This is a genomic window from Methanofollis fontis, assembly GCF_004297185.1.
Lineage (GTDB): Archaea > Halobacteriota > Methanomicrobia > Methanomicrobiales > Methanofollaceae > Methanofollis > Methanofollis fontis.
On sequence record NZ_PGCL01000002.1, the window covers coordinates 227,661 to 243,607 of the forward strand.

Below are 15,947 nucleotides of genomic sequence, written 5' to 3' on the forward strand. Positions count from 1 at the left end.
ATAAGGAGTCTGATTATGGGCAAAACAGGAACCACCACCTGGGCACAGGTGAAAAATGTCGCAGGCAAGATCCGCCTGGTGAGAGCACAGGAGTCGAACACGAAGAAGCCCGGTCCGAACCAGCGCTTCAAGGCATCGTCGACCCTGAAGAAGATCGCCGCTGAAGCCGAGCGCCAGCAGGGCCGCGGCGGCAGGAACCAGCGCGGTGGCCGCGGCGGTCGCGGCGGCCGCGGTCGCGGCGGTCAGCAGATGAACGACCCCAGGATCCGCCGGCGCATGCCGCGGTCCAAGACCACCGCCCTTGGCGTGAAGGCAAAGTCCCGGTAAGGGGAATATAACAGAAAACCGTCTCTGTGCAGACAGACCGGTTTTCAGATATTTTTTCCGGAGTGGGCGCTCCATACCCCTTGTTCTGTCTTTCCTGCCGATAGATTCTCTTTCTGGCGTCGTTTCCCCGGTATCTTTTATATGCCGGTGTCCATTCTATGTATGGATCCAAAGACTGCTGTCCTGCAGTATCAGTACGGTGAAAAAGCAAAATCCGAGCTGATCCTGGCCTCCAGGCTTATAGCCGGTCTGACCGGTTTTTCTGATGCAGACAAGGTCGGCGGCAGGAAGATGCTGCTGCTCCTGCTCGAGGGGATTCGTTCGGAACTTGAGTTCGCCAGCAAGAGCACGGAGAACCCCTCGTTCGGGAAATCCATCGAGGCACTGAACGGCGCCATCTCGATGGTCGAGGGCTCGAACGATGACGAGGCGATTCCAAAGGTTGCGGAAGCCGTTTCCGCCGCCACGACCGTGGCCCAGGAGTCGTGGGAGGCGCTCGTCAGCCATGGACTTCTCTGAATTCCTGTCATTCCTCGAGGCCCGTCAGTCGGTCCGGGAATATATCGACGGGGATCTCCGGGACGATGAGGTCGACGCCATCCTGCGGGCGGTGTCCTCCGCCCCTTCTGCAGGCAACCGTGAGGCCTGGGATGTGGTCCTGGTCCGCTCCGAGGACCAGCGCGAGGCGCTTGCAGAAGCGGCATTTGATCAGGAGCACATCTCACGGGCCCCGATGATCTTCGTTGTCTGTGCGAACTATGTCCGTTCGATGTCCCGCTATGGTGAGCGGGGCATCCTTTATGCCCTCCAGGACGCAACCATTGCCTGCACCTATATGATGCTCGCCGCCCACGCCCTCCGCCTCCATGCCTGCTGGACAGGCGCATTTGACGAAGACGGCGTCAGGGAGGTGCTCGATATTCCGGCACACGTCCGTCCGGTGGCCCTGCTTGCGGTGGGGCGGGGTGTCGTGCCAACGGCACGCACCGACCGGATGCCGGTCGGCGAGCATGTCCACCGCGAGACCTGGTAACCAGATGTGAGCGTTCCATGACCGATTACTGTGTAACTCTGGAGTCCGCATGGATCGTCAAGGATGTCAAGTCCCTCGACGATGCCATCGGCATTGCGATAAGCGAGGCTGGAAAACGCCTCAACCCCTCTGCAAAGTTTGTGGAGATTGAGAACGGGTATATCCAGTGCCCGTTCTGCGAAAACGATCTGAACTGCGCCCTTGTGGTCGCCAACACTGCCCTTGTCGGGCTCTCGCTTGCCATGAAGGTCTTCAATGCCGAGAGCCCGGAGCATGCCCGGCGGATCGCCAAGTCCGTCGTTGGCAGGGCGCTCGGGAATATACCGCTCAGCGTCACGGATGTGCAGGAGATATGATCAGCATCGTCGGGCACACCGCCGTCGACCATATATGCAGGGTGCCGTTCTTTCCCGAACGGCACACCTCGGTCTACACCCTTGACCACCGGATCTTCTTCGGTGGCGGGGCGGCGAACATCGCCGCAGGCATCGCCACCCTGGGGGAATGCTGCGAGCTGGTGAGTGCGGTCGGTTCCGACTTTCCCGGCGGTGCGTACGAACGCCATATGGCGGACCTTGGCATCGTGCCCAGGTTCTTCCAGGTGGACGACCGTCCCACGGCGACGGCGTTCATGTTCAACGACGCCGAAGGGGACCAGATCACCTTCTTTGACTGGGGGGCCTCCGCGGTCTTTGCCGATGCCGAGGCACCGTCCCTCCCCTTCGTTCATATGGCCACGGCTGATCCCTCCTTCAATGTCAGGGTGGCGGAACGGAGCGAATTTGCCTCCTTTGACCCCGGTCAGGACATCCTGAAATACGACCGGGAGCAGTTCGAGGCGATCCTGGAGCATATATCCATCCTGTTCGCAAACCGCCATGAGGCCGCCAGGATGGCCGAGGTGCTCGGGATCTCGATGGACGAACTGGCAGACCGCGTGGAGATCGCCGTCTTCACGATGGACTCCGCGGGGTGCATGCTCTGCACCGGCGGAGAGCGGCGGACAATCCCGGCGGTCAGGGTGGAGGCAGAAGATCCCACCGGTGCCGGTGACGCCTTCCGTGCCGGTTTCCTGACCGCCTATCTGCGTGGTCTTCCGCCGGTGCGCTGCTGCACCATCGGGACGGTGACCGCCTCGTTTGCGGTCGAGCGGATGGGCTGCCAGACCAACCTCCCGACATGGGAGCGGATGGCAGAGCGGCACCGCCAGCACTTCGGACCGATCACGGAGGCATGAGAGAATGGCGGGCAGAGGGTGCCGATGAGTGATCAGGGTAGCGACGTGAAGATGGCCGGACTGTCGCGCTATATCTTCACCGCCCCCTCCTGGCCGCGCTCGTGTGCGATTATTATCTTCCTGGGCCTGCTCATCGACGCCACCAGCAGCCGTTCGGGCATTATCGCGCCGTTCTTCGGCACGCTTGCCTTCTCCGTTCCCGGGCTTCTCGCCACCCTCCTGACAAAGCCCCTGATCCGGAGCCGCAGGAAGGTGATCACCTGGAAGCGTTCGGCGCTCCTTGCCGCAGCGGGCACGGTGATCGCGGTGATCGTCAGTGTGCTGCCCCTCGTCTTTCTGATGGTGGAGCCCTTCCCCCTCTACTTTGCGATCGGGATGGGGCTCGTCTTCGGGATCAGGATGCTGGTCATCGCCGCCATCGCCGACTACCGCCTCTCCCATGTGGTGCTGCCCGCCCTGCCGCAGAGCGCCTTCGGCGTGGTGATCGCCTCGTACTTCTTTGGGCCGGGCTTTCTCGCCCTCGGTGCGGTGCTCCACCTGGTGTTCGGGTTCGGGTGCCTGCTCTTCGTCTGGTATATCGAGCGGCCGCTGAACAAGGCGTTCAATATCAGTGCTCTCAACTTCATCAATACCTTCATCGAGCACATGACCGACGGCTCCAAGAGCATGGAGGACTTTTTCCGGGAGATCGGTGAGGAGGTGACGCTGCCGCAGGCGGTCATCGGCTTCAGGCGACAGGGACGGCGGACGGTGATCTTTACCGTCCCGAACGTGCATCCGGGTCCGATGGGGGAGATCGGCGGGGGCAACCTGACGAAAAACCTCCACGACGCCTTTTCCGAAGAGGTCTTCACCGCCCACGGTTGTTCGACCCATGACTTCAACCTGGTCTCGGAGAGCGAGGCGGAGAAGATCGTGGGGGCGATTGCAGCCTCCCTGCAGAACCCCGCCTATGGGGGGGTCGCCGGCAAATCGCGGCGGGTGCGGCGTGGATCTGTCGAGATCCTCTGCCAGCCGATCGGCGACGCCCTCCTGATGGTCGCCACCCGCTGGCCCGGCAAGACCGAGGACCTGGACTTCGGGATCGGGACGACTATCATGGCCGAAGCCCACTGCCATTTCCGGGAGTGCGCATTCGTCGATGCCCACAACTGCATGGCCGATGTGGCATCGCCGGTCCACCTCGGGTCGGCGGAGGCAAACGAGTACCTCGAGGCGGCGATGGAGGGGATCCGCTCCTGCGCCGGGGGGGCGACCCTGCCCTTCCGGGTCGGCGCCGCCCACCTGCCGCTCCCCTTCAGCCGGGAGGAGGGGATCGGGGATATCGGGGTGCAGGCACTGGTCATCGAAACCGGTGGGCAGAGGACGGGCTATGTGCTCTTCGATGGCAACAACATGGACCGGGCCCTCCGTCCGGCCATCATTGAAGCGCTCAACGGCCTTGTGGACGAGTGCGAGGTGATGACCTCTGATTCCCATGTGGTCAATACGATCAGCGGAAAAAATCCTGTCGGCCTCAAGGTGCCGCCGGAAAAAATCGTTCCCCATGCGGTCGAAGCGGTGAAGGCGGCGATCGCCGACCTTGCACCGGCGGAGGCGGCCTCGGCCACGGCATGCTGCAGGAACATCATGGTCTTTGGATCGAACCGGATATCTGAACTGGCGAGCACCGTGAATGCAATGCTCGTCTTCATCCCGGTGATATCGCTCGGCATCCTGCTGCTGGCGATGTTCCTCTCGGTGGTGGCATACCTGGTGATCGGATAGGTTCTGTCACCGCCCCTCTTCTCTCCCCTCTCCGACCAGTGCCGCAAATCCCGTGATGAGCCACTCGTTTCGCACTTCCGGGTGGAAGAGCACGCCATAGATCTCTTTTTCCGGGTGCTGTATCGCCTGCACCCCGCCGTCAGAGACCGCGCAGACGATAAAATCCTCTGGGGGGCGCACCGAGGAGGAGTGGAGTTCGTAGGCGTTAAAGCGCTCCCGCCCCCCGAGAAGTCCACCGGAGCGGACAGGACGGACCTCTGTCATCCCGATGGCAGTGCCGGGGACGATCGATCCCCCGAAGACGGCGGCGATCACCTGCATGCCGGCACAGATGCCGAGCACCGGGACAGTGCATTCCCGGATCCACCCGAACCGCTCGATATCTGCTGAAAATCCGTTGTCTGCCATGGCAGTGCCGCAGAGGATCACGCCCCGGACACTCGCAGGAATGGCGCCGTCAAACTGTGTATAATGGAGTGTATGCACCTTTATCCCGGCGTCCAGCAGCACGCGCCGGATCGGGTGGACGAACTCATAGGTGCTGAGCGAGTCCTCCTTCCAGCAGAGATCGACGAGCAGGATCATTTCGGCACCACCGCCGCCCTGACGACCCGGTAGGTGCCATGATGGTTTTTGTAGGTGCGCTCTGCCTCCAGGATCTCGATCCGTCTCGAGAAGAAGGGTGCATCGGTCACAAAGGTCTCGATCTCCCCTCCCTCGCCGGTGAGAGTGATCCGGTACTGTGCCGCCATACGGCGCAGTTGATCGAGGGCGGTCCGATCGAGCTCCCGTCCAAGCCACGATTCGTCGAAGGGAGCGGAATAGACGCCGATCACCCATACCCTGAAACCGGCATCGATCAGTTCCTGCATATATGCCTCCTGATCGATGTGCCAGAGCGGGTTGAAGCACCAGAGCCCGAGGTCATGGCAGATCCGCTGCACCCGTGTCGCCTGATACACCGATAGGATGGCGCCAGTGACGATCCCCTCGATGGCGTGCTCCTCAACGGCGATCTGGATCGCCCTTCGCAGGTCCTCCAGTTCCTCTTCCTTCTCTCCTGCCGTCTCCACCTCCACCAGCGGCAGTCCGGTGGCCGCGGCCTGGAGCGCCGCCAGACGGACGTTCGGGGTGTGGAACATATAACTCTCCGGGTTCTGTGAGACGATCGTGATTAGGCAGGTCACCTCCTCCTTCTGCATCGCCCGCCAGCATGCAAAGATGGAGTCCTTCCCTCCGGAACAGAGTACGCCGAGTTTCATGGATGATGGCACCGTATGTCGGTACTCCTTTGACCTCCGGGCATAAAAGGGCGGCCGACAGACGCCCCCTCCCGTGCGCCGGGTTCTTTTTATATCTGTCTGACAATCTTCACCTGCCATGGCCCGATGGCGATCGGGGGGGTTGTCCGGCCATGCAGGGGTTCACGCGTTCTTTCAGATACCGGAGGAGCATCGCACTACTTGCCCTGCTGCTTGTCGCTGATCTGGCGACGACCCGCCTGGTGCTCGCAACTGGCGGTGTCGAACTCAATCCCTTCACCGCTCCCCATACGGCAACGCTCGCCGGGCATCTCCTCTATCTGGCCCCTTTGTGGGGGGCGCTGTTTGTGGCTGCCACCGGGGCGGCGGCATGGTGCGATACGCGGATTCCTGATTCCGGTCTGCTGGTCTGGGTGCCGATCTGCATATTGTATGCCGTGCCGGTGGTGCATAACCTGCTGGTGATCTGGGGGCTCTTCTGAGGGGGATTTTCATGCTGATCAGGAATTGCAGGGGAATGTGGGCCGTTGTAATGAATACACGGTTGTGCAATCGCATGGTCTGAAAGAACTGGATCGAAAAATGAGGGGTTTGCGAAACCCCGTATGCACGCCCCGGCCGGGACTTGAACCCGGGTCAAAAGCTCCGCAGGCTTCTAGGATATCCACTACCCTACCGGGACACAAAGGCTGTGCCTAAAAGAATTGGTATTCATTCCTTATATTCATTCCTCTCGTCGCAGCGAGGAATCAGACCGCAACCTCCGGTAATCCATCGATCGAACCGACCCTGACGGTGAGGTCGACCGCTGCAGCCACGCCATGGATGTCCACCTGATAGGTGCCTCCCCTGAGGACGATCAGTTCTTTTTCGGTCCCGCGGTCGTACTTGCCGGTGGAACTGAAGCCGTCCTGTGTCACGATTTCGCCGTTTTCATCGTAGACGGTCACTTCAACGAAACTGTTGTCATCATATCTGGTGCGGGTCGTGACAACCAGATCCTTGTCCCCATAGCTGCTGTAATAGGCGTCTTCAAATGTCACCGTCTTCGGCGTCACCACATATTCCACGACCATCGGTGGATGGGTGGCATTGATTGTCCAGGCGCGCGGCCCTTCGGTAAAATCGATCCGGTCGATGAGCACGATCGGGTAATCTGGTGAGAGCTGCTGTTCCGGAATCTCGCGGGCCTGTGCCGGGGGGGTGCCTGTCTCAACCGTGCGGGGCGTGGCCGGGCTGACATATTCGCTCAGGGTGGTGGGCGCCGCCGTCGGTTCAGAGGGCTGGGTGGTTTCTTTCGCCCAGAATGGCGCCGAAGAGGTGCTGTCGCCTGGTGCCGCCTCGGTGCACCCGGCCGCGCACAGGGCAACAATGACGAACATAATGAGCGCCGTCTGAAAAACCTTCATCTGATACCAATATACTGTCCCGATATTTATCCCTTTATGGGGCGATAGAAGCGGCAGGTTTATTCGTAGATCGGCGTATCAAAATTTTTCCCATTAATAGATATTGAATCCTATTCTGGTTTTACCGGGGCGTACGATTGAATCAGCTTGCAATATGTCCGTTCCGCCTGTCGCAACGACTCCAGGCTCACCCGTTCGTCGATGCCATGGATGCTGGTCACCTCCCCGGGGCCGTATTCCACGGTCGGAAATCCGGCAGAACGGAGGTGCCGTGCATCGCTCGCCGCCCACTGGAAGATCGGAAGGGGTTCCCTCGCATGGACCTCCCTGATCCCCTCGCAGATCCGGCGGGTGATGGTCGCCGAATGCGGAGTGCAGGAGGGATCGGAGGCGGCAGTGACCCGCATCTCCGCCGATGGTGCCCGTGATGCGATCTCGGAGACGATCTCACCGGACGTACACCCCCACGGGATCCTGAGGTCGAGGTCGAGGTCACAGCGTTCGGCAACAATATTCGCCTTCTCCCCTCCCCGGATCACGCCGGGGTTGAACATCACCCGGCGCAGCACATGATCGAGTCCGGAGATCCCGAAGACCGATTCAAGGACGGCGGACGACTGCTCGATCATTGCCTCCATCTCCCCATCGACCGGGTAATGGCGCCCGTGCACCTCCTGCAGGAACGAGATGAGGTCGAATGCCTCCATGATCGCACTCTTCCCGATCGCAGGGTAGAGGGAACTGTGCCCCGGTTCGCCGGAAAATGAGAACGATATCCGCGCCAGTCCCTTCTGACCGATGCAGGGTGAGAGCGGCGGGGTCGGTTCGGCGATCAGGGTGTCGCAGGGCCGGAGCACCTTCTTGGCAAGCAGATACTCCATACCGTAGCACCCGCCCGTCTCCTCATCGCACACAAACACCATCGAGACCGGGGCTTCGATGCCTGCATCGATCGAGGCCTCCATCGCCGTGATCAGGGCGGCGCACCCCCCCTTCATATCCGCACTCCCCCGTCCCCAGATATACCCGTCCGCCTCATCGGCTGCATAGGGATGATGCGTCCAGCCCTCCGGGATCGCCGGAACGACGTCGAGGTGCCCGCAGAGGAGGAGGGCCGGGTTGGCGTGGCGAACGATCAGGTTGCAGCGGTGCCCGTCCCTGGACACCGCCACACTGTCGATCCCGATCCCTGCAAGGCGGCACTGGATCGCCTCGGCGACCTCCCGGGTGTCGCCGGGCGGATTTTCGCTCCTGATCCGCACCAGGTCCCTGCAGAGTTCGGCGACGTCCATCCGCGCCCCCTTCAGGCGATGCTCTGTTTGTATTCTTCAAAGAGCGTCGCAAGGGATGCCCCGTTATACATGCTCTTGAGCAGGGCCGGAGCAAAGAACTCCTCGACGGCGTCCCGGAAAAAGGGGGCCGGAATCGGGCGCATGCTGGATGGGTCCAGGGCGATCCTGAACGAGCGGTAGCTCGCCACGTTCTCCTCGTCGTGGATGAGGCGCCAGAGCATGGGGAGGGACTCGAACTTCTCCGGCTTCTCCTTCTTGAGCCAGTTGATGAACCCGGGGAAGAGCGGTCTCTCGTCCTTCTTCTCCTCATCCAGGCGGTAGCGCATGTACTCCCTGCTCATCATATTCTTCGGCGACTGGTAGTTGAAGGCGAAGGTGTTGAGGGTATACTCGAGGTGGGCCAGGGCGTCCATGTAGTGGAACCAGAGCACCGGCTGAAAATCGCTTGGATCCTCGAGGATGAGGGACTTTTCATAATACCGTATCAGTACGCGGAAATACTCGTCTTCGAGAAGCGCATTCATATAATCGGGTATACGCCTGAACCCTTTAATAGCATCTGATTCAGGCACAAAAAGAATGAATTATTTAAAGAAGGGTTCCCGGCACTTCACGGCCTTCTCAAACAGGGCCTCAAGTTCGGCGCCGTGTTTGCCCCTGATATCGATGTGGTTGTCGGTGCGCAGGAGGCAGGGCTTGAGTTTGCCGTCCGATGTGACCCGGAGACGGTTGCAATAGGCGCAGAACTCGGTATTGTGGAGGGGCCTGACCACCTCCACCTCGGCGCCGTCCAGGCAGTATTTCTTGCGGTGGTGCATCCGGCGGGTGATGATCTCCTTTGATTGCTCCGCAATCTCGTGTTCCAGGCGGTCGACATCCCCGTGCATCGAGCACTCGTTGAACTCCATCAGCTCGATCACCTGGAGGATCAGGTGCCTGTTGTCCCTGACCAGGGCGAGGAAATCCTCGATCTCGTCCTCGTTGATCCCCTTGAGCAGCACCATATTCAGCTTCACCGGTGTCAGACCGGCATCGACGGCGGCGTGGATCCCCTCAAGCACCTGCGGCAGCAGGTCCCGTCCGGCAATCCGGCGGTAGCGCTCCGGGTTCAGGGTGTCCAGGCTGATATTCACCCGCGCCAGTCCCGCCTCCCTGAGATCGCCTGCAATCGGGGCGAGGAGGGTGCCGTTGGTCGTCAGCGAGGACTCGATCCCCTCGGGAACGGCGCGGACAATCTCAACGATATCCTTTCTGAGCAGGGGTTCCCCGCCGGTGAACTTCACGCTCCTGATCCCGATCTTCTTTGCGATATTCAGGATCTCCGTGATCTCCTCGAGGCTCATCTCGCCTTCCGGCTCTTTCTCGCCCTCCGCATGGCAGTAGATGCACCTGAGGTTGCAGTGGGGGGTGAGGCTGATGCGCAGGTTCGTCACCGGGCGGCCGTAATCGTCATAGAGCACCATTCTTCTCTCTCCTGAAATTCTTGGCAATGATGTATACCTCTCTGCTCCCCCGACGCGAGGCGGACGGACGGTAGGTCTTCACCGCCAGAAAATGCCGTTTCACCTCTGCATACAGCTCGGGGAAATCTTCACCCTGGAAGGATTTGCAGATGAAATTTCCCCCTTCCTTGAGCACGTTCACCGCAAAGGCGAGGGCCTCCTCCCCGAGGGCGATCGCCCGCGCCTGATCGTAACTGGTCGCCCCCGAGAGTTTGGGGGAGGCGTCGCAGGTCACCACCGAGACCGGTCCGCCGGCGAGTTCACGCACACGCTCCTGGACCAGGGGATCGGTGAAGTCCCCCATGATGGTCGTCACCCCCTCCAGGGGTGCGATCGGGTTGAGGTCAACACCGATGATCGTTCCCTTCGAGAGCGTCCGCAGCACCTGGAGCCAGCTCCCCGGGGCAGCCCCCAGGTCGACGACCGTATCGTCCTCCCTGATCACCGGGTGCCGTCGCTGGATGTCGAGGAGTTTATAGGCGGCCCGGGCCCTGAACCCCTCCTTCATCGCCTTCGTATAGTATTTATCTCGTGTCCATTGTGATGTCATGTCTTTTTTCCCGTTCAACCCGGCAGTATTCTGTGCACATACCAGATAGAATAAAAAATATCATGATATAATGTATAATAGAGTCTATTAAGGGGTTTGTAATGTTAAAAGCAACGATTGATGCAGAAACCTTCAGGGAGATGATCGATGCCGTGTCCGCACTGGTGACCGAATGCCGTCTCCACGTCGATGGCAACGGGCTGAAGGCCCGCGCCGTCGATACCGCAAATGTGGCCATGGTGTCCCTTGAGCTGAATAAGGATGCGTTCGAGACGTATGAGGCAACCCCTGAAGAGCTCGGGATCGACATCGCCAAGATGAAGAACATCATCGGTATGATGGGACGCGGGGATATGCTCTCCCTGGTGCTTCCCGAGGGCAGTCAGAAGCTGGAGGTTTCCTTCGGAAGCTACCGCTACTCGGTCACCCTCCTGGATGTCAATACCATCAGGAAGGACCCGAGCCCGCCCAACATCGAGCTCCCTGGCCGTATCGAGATCGCCGGCAGTGCACTCTCGTCGGCGATCAAGGCGGCCGACGTGGTCTCCGACAAGATCGCCCTCGGGATCGACCCGGCGGCGGACCTGTTCTATATGGTCGCAGAGGGCGACACCGATCACATCAGGCTCGAACTCGGCAGCGACCAGCTCATCTCCCTCACGTCTGCCGACGCCCGCTCGCTCTTCTCCCTCGACTACCTCAAGGACATGGGGAAGGTGATGGGCCGCGCCGAGAAGGTGGTGATCGCCCTGGGCATCGATCATCCCGTGAAGTTCATCTTCGCCCTTTCCGAAGGCAAGGGCAGCGTCGAATATCTGCTTGCCCCGAGGATCGAAGCCGACTGAATATGGTCGATATTCAGGACCTCGCAAAATACCCTTTTTTGGAAGAGGCGCAGATTTACCTTCGAAGCGCCGATGTATCCCTTGAACTCGTCCTGAAGTCGGAAAAAAAGGCCTCTCTGCTGGAAGCGGCAGTCCGGCGCGTAACAGATGCACTGATGCAGAAAAAACCCCCGGAAATGACCTTTTATGGGCGGGACGCACGGGAGGACCTCATCACCTATGTGCTCGCCCGCATGCTCGTCTCCTGCCTTGGCGACCGCCTGCTCATCGATCGTCTTGTCCAGTATGAGAGTCGGCGCTCCCATGCCCGGTATGTGGTCGAGGAGGAGGAGACCGCCGCACTCGTCGGGCGGGCCCTCGGCATCGACCCGGACGGCGGCAGCCTCCCGGTCATCGCCTACGTTGAACTGGTCGGCCAGCTCCGCGACGACCGCTGGCGCCTGGTGAACCGTTGCGTGGTGAACGGGCAGGTCTCCCTCCTGCGCGGCGAGGTCCAGGAACTCGTGGCCGAGAGGATGCGGCTGATCATGAAGGAGCGTCTCCCGCTCCCTGTGCCCGAATCACAGTGCCGATTGTTCTCGACCTATACCGACACGATAGCGGCGGCGCTCCAGCAACGGGCGCTTGAGGAGTTTGGCGAGGTGGACGAGTCGTCCTTCCCCCCCTGCATCGCCGCCCTCATCGGCGCCGTCACCGCCGGCACCAATCTCCCCCATGTCGGCAGGTTCGCCCTGACCGCATTCCTGCACAATATCGGTCTAACGACTGACCAGATCGTCGAGGTCTTCCAGCGCGCACCCGATTTCGATGTCGGCATGACCCTTTACCAGGTCGAGCACATCTCGGGAAGTTCGGGCACCGAATATACCGCGCCGATGTGCGGGACGATGCGGACGCATGGTCTCTGTGTCAACCGCGACGCCCTCTGCGAACGGGTGAACCACCCGCTCTCCTATTATAAGCGAAAAAAATGGCTGGCCGAGAAAAAAGGGCTCAGGTAATCTTATCGTTGATGATATACCCTGCGCCGCTCATCAGGACCATGAAGATGATGAGGGCAAGGATATAGGCGATGCCGAGGCTGCCCGGGATCATCGACGGCAGCACGATGAGCATGGCGATGAAGACAAGCAGGCTTCCAACACCGGTGATCACATCAAGAAGACGGGGATCCATATACCCATCTGTTTCTTCGCTCTCCCTATATCTCTTCTCCCATGAACCGCCAGCCTTTTCTGGACGGGCGGGATCTCTGTTGTATGGACCGGAAAGGAGCACTGGATCTCCTCGACCGCTATGTCTCCTCCCCCTCGCTCAGGAACCATTGCATCGCCACGGCAGCGGTGATGCGCGCTCTGGCCGACCGTCTGGACGAGGACGCCGACCTCTGGGAGACGATCGGCATTCTCCATGACATCGATTACGAGGTCGTCGACGGCGACATGGAGCGGCATGGCCCTGAGGGCGCGGCGATCCTCGGGCGGGAGGGGATCGACGAAAAGATCTGTTCCGCCGTGGAACGGCACAACCACCTCCTCCACGCCCCCTACACATCGCGACTGGACCTCTGCCTCCAGACCGCCGATAGTATCAGCGGACTTGTGATCGCCTGCGCCCTGGTGAAGGGTGGTGCGGTGGAGGAGGTCAGCCCGAGGAGCGTCCGGAAGAAACTGAAGGACCGTTCGTTTGCGGCCGGATGCGACCGGGACCGGATTGCGGCGGCCACCGCCTTCATCGACGCCGATGACCTCTATGCCATTGCCATTGCCTCAGTCGTCTCGGTGAAGACGGAACTCGGGCTGCGGTAGGATTATCCGTCCCCCGGACGAGTGGATCTCCCATGAGCGATGAAGAGCGGGACAGGGTGGTCGGGCGCCTCGCCGCGGCCCTCGACCTCATCCGCACCGGCATGGACCCCTGCCTCATCCCGGAGGTCGGAACGAACATCGCCTATGCCCTCGAGGGTGCCAGGGAACCGGATGAGGTGGCGGCGGTCCAGGGGCGGATCGTCCGTCTCGGGGGTGCGGTCCATCCGGTCGGTGAGATCGCCTTCGGTGCGAGCGACCATGTGGCACGGATCGTGCTGACGGCAATGCGTTTCGATCCCAGGGTGCGTGCGGCGGCAAACATCAGGTTCGCCGAACCGATCCTCCATGAACTCGAGGAGATGATGCTTGACATCAGGTACTTCGACCGCGCGCAGGAACCCCCCGGCATCAGGACGATGGACTGGGGTGTCGCCTCCTGCTGCAAGACGGGGGTGCCTGATATCATCTATGACCGGGGCGCCGTCGGCAAGGAGCCGATGATCCGGATTCTGGCCGAAGATCCGGTGGAGATAGCACATAATATTCTTAAAGTGTCAGGTCGCATTAAAAATACAAATTCGTGGGATAGGTGCGAATGGGAATAAAGCCGACATATATCAAGAGTCTTGGTGAGGAACTGATGGCGAAGAACGCCGGCCGGTTCACCGGAGACTTCACCGAGAACAAGCAGGTCGTCGCCGAGGTTGCGATCATCGATTCGAAGCGCGTACTGAACAGAGTCGCTGGCTACATCACACGAAAGCAAAATACTAAAAAGCCCTCTGTGTAACTCGTCTACATGTTTGAGGGAGTGTACCCAGCGATCATTACTCCTTTTTTGCGGGATCCGGAACGAGGCCTTGATCTCGACGGACTCCGCATAAATATCGAGTATCTCATCTCTGCCGGAGTCCACGGGATCGTACCCTGCGGCTCCACCGGCGAGTCTGCGACCCTGACATTTGAGGAGCATGAATTGGTGATCGGTGCGGCGGTGGACGCCGCCCGAGGGCGGGTGCCGGTGCTTGCCGGCACGGGTTCGAACAATACCGCCGAGGCGATCCGGTTTACGAAGGCGGCACGCGATATCGGTGCCGACGGTGCCCTGGTCATCAGTCCGTACTACAACAAGCCGAACCGCTCCGGGCTGGTGAAGCATTTTTCCGCCCTTGCCGACCTTGAAATCCCGATCGTGCTCTACAATGTACCGGGTAGGACCGGACAGAACCTGACGCCAGATCTCGTCATCGAACTGGCCGATCATCCGGGAATCGCCGGGATCAAGGAAGCGAGCGGGAACCTCGAGCAGGTTTCCAGGATCATCGAAGGAACGAGGGACAAGGATTTCTCCGTTCTCTCCGGTGACGATGCCCTCACCCTGCCCATGCTCGCCCTCGGTGCGCACGGTGTGATATCGGTGGCGGCAAATATCGAGCCCGCAAGAATGGTGGCGCTCTTTGAGGCGTTTGTGCGCGGTGACCTGCCGGCAGCCCGGCATATCCACTACGAACTCGCCCCGCTCTTCAGGGCGATGTTCATCGAGACCAATCCGATCCCGGTGAAGAGGGCGGCGGGTCTCCGCGGCATGGCGGCCGGTCCGGTCCGCCTCCCGCTGGACGAACTGGAAGATGAGAAGGTGCGCGTGCTCGAAGAGGTGCTGAGGCAGTATGAGTAAGGTGGTTGTCTGCGGCGCACTCGGCCGCATGGGTATGGTCATCGGCGGGATCGTCTCCGAATCCCCGGACATGGACCTCGTCGGTGGTGTGGATGTGAAGGAGGGTTCGTTCTATGGCGTGCCGGTAGCGGCGGCGGAACGGATGGGTGCGTTCCTCGATGATGTCCGGCCGGACGTGATCATCGATTTCACGATCGCCGCCGCTGCCGTCGGGAACATCAGGGCGGCGTCGGAGCGGGGGATCGCCCTGGTGGTCGGAACGACTGGTTTTTCACCCGACCAGCAGGAGGAGATCCGGACCGCCGTTGAGGGGCATGTGCCGGCCGTTATCTCCAGCAACTTCAGTGTCGGGGTCAACCTCTTCTGGGCGCTGATCCGTGAGGCCGCACGGCGGGTGCCGCCCGACTATGACATCGAGGTGACCGAGGCCCATCACCGCTACAAGCAGGATGCGCCGAGTGGGACGGCAACGACGATCCTGGATATCCTGGACGCCGAACGCGGCCCGCACACCCGCGTCTACGGACGGGAGGGGATCGCCCCGAGAGGGGACGAGATCGGTGTGCATGTGGTCCGCGGCGGGGACATCGTCGGCGACCATACGGTGATGTTTGCGGGCAACCACGAGGTGCTCGAGCTCTCGCACCGCGCCTATGACCGCGCCGTCTTTGCACGCGGGGCGGTGCGGGCAGCGGGATGGGTGGTCGGGAAAGAACCCGGCATCTATTCGATGAACGATGTTCTCGGTCTCCAGTGAAGAGCGGTAGTATCGAAACCTATTTCCCTTTTTTTTGAGAACATGATGGGAGGAGAATATCATGGTTGCAATTGTTGACGCTGATCTCTGTGTTGGATGCGAGAGCTGTGTGGACGAGTGCCCGTCTGAGGCCATCACCATGGAGGACGGCATCGCCATCATTGACAATGACAAGTGCGTGGACTGCGGCACCTGTGTCGACGTCTGCCCCTCCGGCGCAATCCACATGGAATAAGAGTTTCTCGACCGGGGCAATCGGGCCACATGCCCTGCCCCGTCTTTTATCCCGGAGCTGTTTTTCCCATCCTGTATGGCTTTATTTTAAGGTTTTTGTTCCTTTGCTGCCCTGTCTCCCGGGCAGAGAACGTGCGATTGGACCTGAGTCCTGGTCATGACTCGTGTGTCTTCCCCCTGATCAAGGTATTCTCCGGTGTTTTCTATCCCGAAGTTTAACTGGACTTTTGCGCAGATTAAACGTTTATA

Annotated in this window: 23 protein-coding genes and 1 tRNA gene; 15 read left to right on the forward strand and 9 right to left on the reverse strand. The window is 60.6% G+C overall.

Annotated features, from left to right (window positions below):
• The first annotated feature begins 15 nt into the window (after window positions 1-15).
• From CUJ86_RS04795 to CUJ86_RS04820, 6 genes are all read left to right on the forward strand, one after another.
• A complete protein-coding gene (locus CUJ86_RS04795) occupies window positions 16-327 on the forward strand; it encodes a DUF5350 family protein (protein WP_130646427.1) in 312 nt (103 codons plus the stop codon).
• 162 nt (window positions 328-489) lie between these two features.
• Window positions 490-846, forward strand: coding sequence for a hypothetical protein (locus CUJ86_RS04800; RefSeq protein ID WP_130646428.1), 357 nt, complete (start codon window positions 490-492; stop codon window positions 844-846).
• Entirely contained in the window at window positions 833-1,360 is a 528-nt protein-coding gene (locus CUJ86_RS04805; protein WP_130646429.1) for a nitroreductase family protein, read from the forward strand. Before CUJ86_RS04800 ends, CUJ86_RS04805 begins: the two co-directional genes overlap by 14 nt.
• Before the next feature lie 17 nt (window positions 1,361-1,377).
• Complete coding sequence (locus tag CUJ86_RS04810) at window positions 1,378-1,716, forward strand: DUF555 domain-containing protein (protein ID WP_130646430.1); 339 nt, start codon at window positions 1,378-1,380, stop codon at window positions 1,714-1,716.
• On the forward strand, window positions 1,713-2,597 hold the full coding sequence (locus CUJ86_RS04815) for a carbohydrate kinase family protein (protein WP_130646431.1): 885 nt from the start codon (window positions 1,713-1,715) through the stop codon (window positions 2,595-2,597). Before CUJ86_RS04810 ends, CUJ86_RS04815 begins: the two co-directional genes overlap by 4 nt.
• A gap of 24 nt (window positions 2,598-2,621) precedes the next feature.
• Entirely contained in the window at window positions 2,622-4,364 is a 1,743-nt protein-coding gene (locus CUJ86_RS04820; RefSeq protein WP_130646432.1) for a DUF2070 family protein, read from the forward strand.
• Window positions 4,365-4,370: 6 nt separating this feature from the next.
• On the opposite strand, the gene CUJ86_RS04825 is transcribed toward CUJ86_RS04820, so the two are convergent.
• Entirely contained in the window at window positions 4,371-4,949 is a 579-nt protein-coding gene (locus CUJ86_RS04825; RefSeq protein WP_130646433.1) for a glutamine amidotransferase-related protein, read from the reverse strand.
• Window positions 4,946-5,626 (reverse strand): diphthine--ammonia ligase, encoded by a 681-nt coding sequence (locus CUJ86_RS04830; protein WP_130646434.1) that lies wholly within the window; start codon window positions 5,624-5,626, stop codon window positions 4,946-4,948. The genes CUJ86_RS04825 and CUJ86_RS04830 overlap by 4 nt, the downstream gene beginning before the upstream one ends.
• 152 nt (window positions 5,627-5,778) lie before the next feature.
• Between CUJ86_RS04830 and CUJ86_RS04835 the strand changes: the two genes are divergently transcribed.
• Window positions 5,779-6,108, forward strand: a complete 330-nt coding sequence (locus CUJ86_RS04835) for a hypothetical protein (protein WP_130646435.1) — start codon at window positions 5,779-5,781, stop codon at window positions 6,106-6,108.
• A gap of 128 nt (window positions 6,109-6,236) precedes the next feature.
• On the opposite strand, the gene CUJ86_RS04840 is transcribed toward CUJ86_RS04835, so the two are convergent.
• From CUJ86_RS04840 to CUJ86_RS04865, 6 genes are all read right to left on the reverse strand, one after another.
• Window positions 6,237-6,308, reverse strand: a tRNA-Arg gene (locus CUJ86_RS04840).
• Window positions 6,309-6,375: 67 nt separating this feature from the next.
• Window positions 6,376-7,035, reverse strand: coding sequence for a hypothetical protein (locus tag CUJ86_RS04845; protein ID WP_130646436.1), 660 nt, complete (start codon window positions 7,033-7,035; stop codon window positions 6,376-6,378).
• Between the two features lie 110 nt (window positions 7,036-7,145).
• A complete protein-coding gene (locus CUJ86_RS04850) occupies window positions 7,146-8,327 on the reverse strand; it encodes a M20/M25/M40 family metallo-hydrolase (RefSeq protein ID WP_130646437.1) in 1,182 nt (393 codons plus the stop codon).
• 11 nt (window positions 8,328-8,338) lie between these two features.
• Window positions 8,339-8,851 carry a hypothetical protein gene (locus CUJ86_RS04855; protein WP_130646438.1) on the reverse strand — a complete coding sequence of 171 codons (513 nt, stop codon included), beginning with the start codon at window positions 8,849-8,851 and terminating at the stop codon, window positions 8,339-8,341.
• Between the two features lie 60 nt (window positions 8,852-8,911).
• Window positions 8,912-9,790, reverse strand: coding sequence for a GTP 3',8-cyclase MoaA (gene moaA, locus CUJ86_RS04860; RefSeq protein WP_130646439.1), 879 nt, complete (start codon window positions 9,788-9,790; stop codon window positions 8,912-8,914).
• Window positions 9,777-10,379, reverse strand: coding sequence for an RlmE family RNA methyltransferase (locus tag CUJ86_RS04865; protein WP_130646838.1), 603 nt, complete (start codon window positions 10,377-10,379; stop codon window positions 9,777-9,779). Before CUJ86_RS04865 ends, moaA begins: the two co-directional genes overlap by 14 nt.
• Window positions 10,380-10,480: 101 nt before the next feature.
• Here CUJ86_RS04865 and CUJ86_RS04870 point away from each other — a divergent pair, with 101 nt between their 5' ends.
• Both CUJ86_RS04870 and CUJ86_RS04875 read left to right on the forward strand, forming a co-directional pair.
• Window positions 10,481-11,224: a DNA polymerase sliding clamp gene (locus CUJ86_RS04870; protein WP_130646440.1), complete on the forward strand. Its 744-nt coding sequence runs from the start codon at window positions 10,481-10,483 to the stop codon at window positions 11,222-11,224.
• 2 nt (window positions 11,225-11,226) lie between these two features.
• A complete protein-coding gene (locus CUJ86_RS04875) occupies window positions 11,227-12,225 on the forward strand; it encodes a DNA primase large subunit PriL (RefSeq protein ID WP_130646441.1) in 999 nt (332 codons plus the stop codon).
• Here CUJ86_RS04875 and CUJ86_RS04880 read toward each other — a convergent pair.
• Entirely contained in the window at window positions 12,218-12,400 is a 183-nt protein-coding gene (locus CUJ86_RS04880; RefSeq protein WP_130646442.1) for a hypothetical protein, read from the reverse strand. The genes CUJ86_RS04875 and CUJ86_RS04880 overlap by 8 nt on opposite strands.
• 83 nt (window positions 12,401-12,483) lie before the next feature.
• Here CUJ86_RS04880 and CUJ86_RS04885 point away from each other — a divergent pair, with 83 nt between their 5' ends.
• The 6 genes from CUJ86_RS04885 to CUJ86_RS04910 all read left to right on the forward strand — a co-directional run bounded on the left by CUJ86_RS04885 (window position 12,484) and on the right by CUJ86_RS04910 (window position 15,699).
• Window positions 12,484-13,032: an HDIG domain-containing metalloprotein gene (locus CUJ86_RS04885; RefSeq protein WP_130646443.1), complete on the forward strand. Its 549-nt coding sequence runs from the start codon at window positions 12,484-12,486 to the stop codon at window positions 13,030-13,032.
• Window positions 13,033-13,064: 32 nt separating this feature from the next.
• The gene (locus CUJ86_RS04890) at window positions 13,065-13,637 is read left to right on the forward strand and encodes a thiamine-phosphate synthase family protein (RefSeq protein WP_130646444.1); all 573 of its coding nucleotides are present in this window, start codon (window positions 13,065-13,067) and stop codon (window positions 13,635-13,637) included.
• Window positions 13,628-13,822 (forward strand): 30S ribosomal protein S17e, encoded by a 195-nt coding sequence (locus CUJ86_RS04895; protein ID WP_130646445.1) that lies wholly within the window; start codon window positions 13,628-13,630, stop codon window positions 13,820-13,822. Before CUJ86_RS04890 ends, CUJ86_RS04895 begins: the two co-directional genes overlap by 10 nt.
• A gap of 9 nt (window positions 13,823-13,831) precedes the next feature.
• Window positions 13,832-14,707 carry a 4-hydroxy-tetrahydrodipicolinate synthase gene (gene dapA / locus CUJ86_RS04900; protein WP_130646446.1) on the forward strand — a complete coding sequence of 292 codons (876 nt, stop codon included), beginning with the start codon at window positions 13,832-13,834 and terminating at the stop codon, window positions 14,705-14,707.
• A complete protein-coding gene (gene dapB, locus CUJ86_RS04905; protein WP_130646447.1) occupies window positions 14,700-15,464 on the forward strand; it encodes a 4-hydroxy-tetrahydrodipicolinate reductase in 765 nt (254 codons plus the stop codon). Before dapA ends, dapB begins: the two co-directional genes overlap by 8 nt.
• A 61-nt stretch (window positions 15,465-15,525) precedes the next feature.
• Entirely contained in the window at window positions 15,526-15,699 is a 174-nt protein-coding gene (locus CUJ86_RS04910) for a DUF362 domain-containing protein (RefSeq protein ID WP_130646448.1), read from the forward strand.
• Window positions 15,700-15,947: the final 248 nt, after the last annotated feature.

Coding starts and splice junctions, on each gene's coding strand:
- CUJ86_RS04805 (WP_130646429.1), top strand. CDS start 833: ATGGACTTCTCTGAATTCCTGTCATTCCTCGAGGCCCGTCAGTCGGTC.
- dapA (WP_130646446.1), top strand. CDS start 13,832: ATGTTTGAGGGAGTGTACCCAGCGATCATTACTCCTTTTTTGCGGGAT.
- CUJ86_RS04855 (WP_130646438.1), bottom strand. CDS start 8,851: ATGAATGCGCTTCTCGAAGACGAGTATTTCCGCGTACTGATACGGTAT.
- moaA (WP_130646439.1), bottom strand. CDS start 9,790: ATGGTGCTCTATGACGATTACGGCCGCCCGGTGACGAACCTGCGCATC.
- CUJ86_RS04880 (WP_130646442.1), bottom strand. CDS start 12,400: ATGGATCCCCGTCTTCTTGATGTGATCACCGGTGTTGGAAGCCTGCTT.
- CUJ86_RS04830 (WP_130646434.1), bottom strand. CDS start 5,626: ATGAAACTCGGCGTACTCTGTTCCGGAGGGAAGGACTCCATCTTTGCA.
- CUJ86_RS04825 (WP_130646433.1), bottom strand. CDS start 4,949: ATGATCCTGCTCGTCGATCTCTGCTGGAAGGAGGACTCGCTCAGCACC.
- CUJ86_RS04800 (WP_130646428.1), top strand. CDS start 490: ATGGATCCAAAGACTGCTGTCCTGCAGTATCAGTACGGTGAAAAAGCA.
- CUJ86_RS04885 (WP_130646443.1), top strand. CDS start 12,484: ATGGACCGGAAAGGAGCACTGGATCTCCTCGACCGCTATGTCTCCTCC.
- CUJ86_RS04795 (WP_130646427.1), top strand. CDS start 16: ATGGGCAAAACAGGAACCACCACCTGGGCACAGGTGAAAAATGTCGCA.
- CUJ86_RS04815 (WP_130646431.1), top strand. CDS start 1,713: ATGATCAGCATCGTCGGGCACACCGCCGTCGACCATATATGCAGGGTG.
- CUJ86_RS04820 (WP_130646432.1), top strand. CDS start 2,622: ATGAGTGATCAGGGTAGCGACGTGAAGATGGCCGGACTGTCGCGCTAT.
- CUJ86_RS04865 (WP_130646838.1), bottom strand. CDS start 10,379: ATGACATCACAATGGACACGAGATAAATACTATACGAAGGCGATGAAG.
- CUJ86_RS04850 (WP_130646437.1), bottom strand. CDS start 8,327: ATGGACGTCGCCGAACTCTGCAGGGACCTGGTGCGGATCAGGAGCGAA.
- CUJ86_RS04845 (WP_130646436.1), bottom strand. CDS start 7,035: ATGAAGGTTTTTCAGACGGCGCTCATTATGTTCGTCATTGTTGCCCTG.
- CUJ86_RS04810 (WP_130646430.1), top strand. CDS start 1,378: ATGACCGATTACTGTGTAACTCTGGAGTCCGCATGGATCGTCAAGGAT.
- CUJ86_RS04875 (WP_130646441.1), top strand. CDS start 11,227: ATGGTCGATATTCAGGACCTCGCAAAATACCCTTTTTTGGAAGAGGCG.
- CUJ86_RS04895 (WP_130646445.1), top strand. CDS start 13,628: ATGGGAATAAAGCCGACATATATCAAGAGTCTTGGTGAGGAACTGATG.
- CUJ86_RS04835 (WP_130646435.1), top strand. CDS start 5,779: ATGCAGGGGTTCACGCGTTCTTTCAGATACCGGAGGAGCATCGCACTA.
- dapB (WP_130646447.1), top strand. CDS start 14,700: ATGAGTAAGGTGGTTGTCTGCGGCGCACTCGGCCGCATGGGTATGGTC.
- CUJ86_RS04890 (WP_130646444.1), top strand. CDS start 13,065: ATGAGCGATGAAGAGCGGGACAGGGTGGTCGGGCGCCTCGCCGCGGCC.
- CUJ86_RS04870 (WP_130646440.1), top strand. CDS start 10,481: ATGTTAAAAGCAACGATTGATGCAGAAACCTTCAGGGAGATGATCGAT.
- CUJ86_RS04910 (WP_130646448.1), top strand. CDS start 15,526: ATGGTTGCAATTGTTGACGCTGATCTCTGTGTTGGATGCGAGAGCTGT.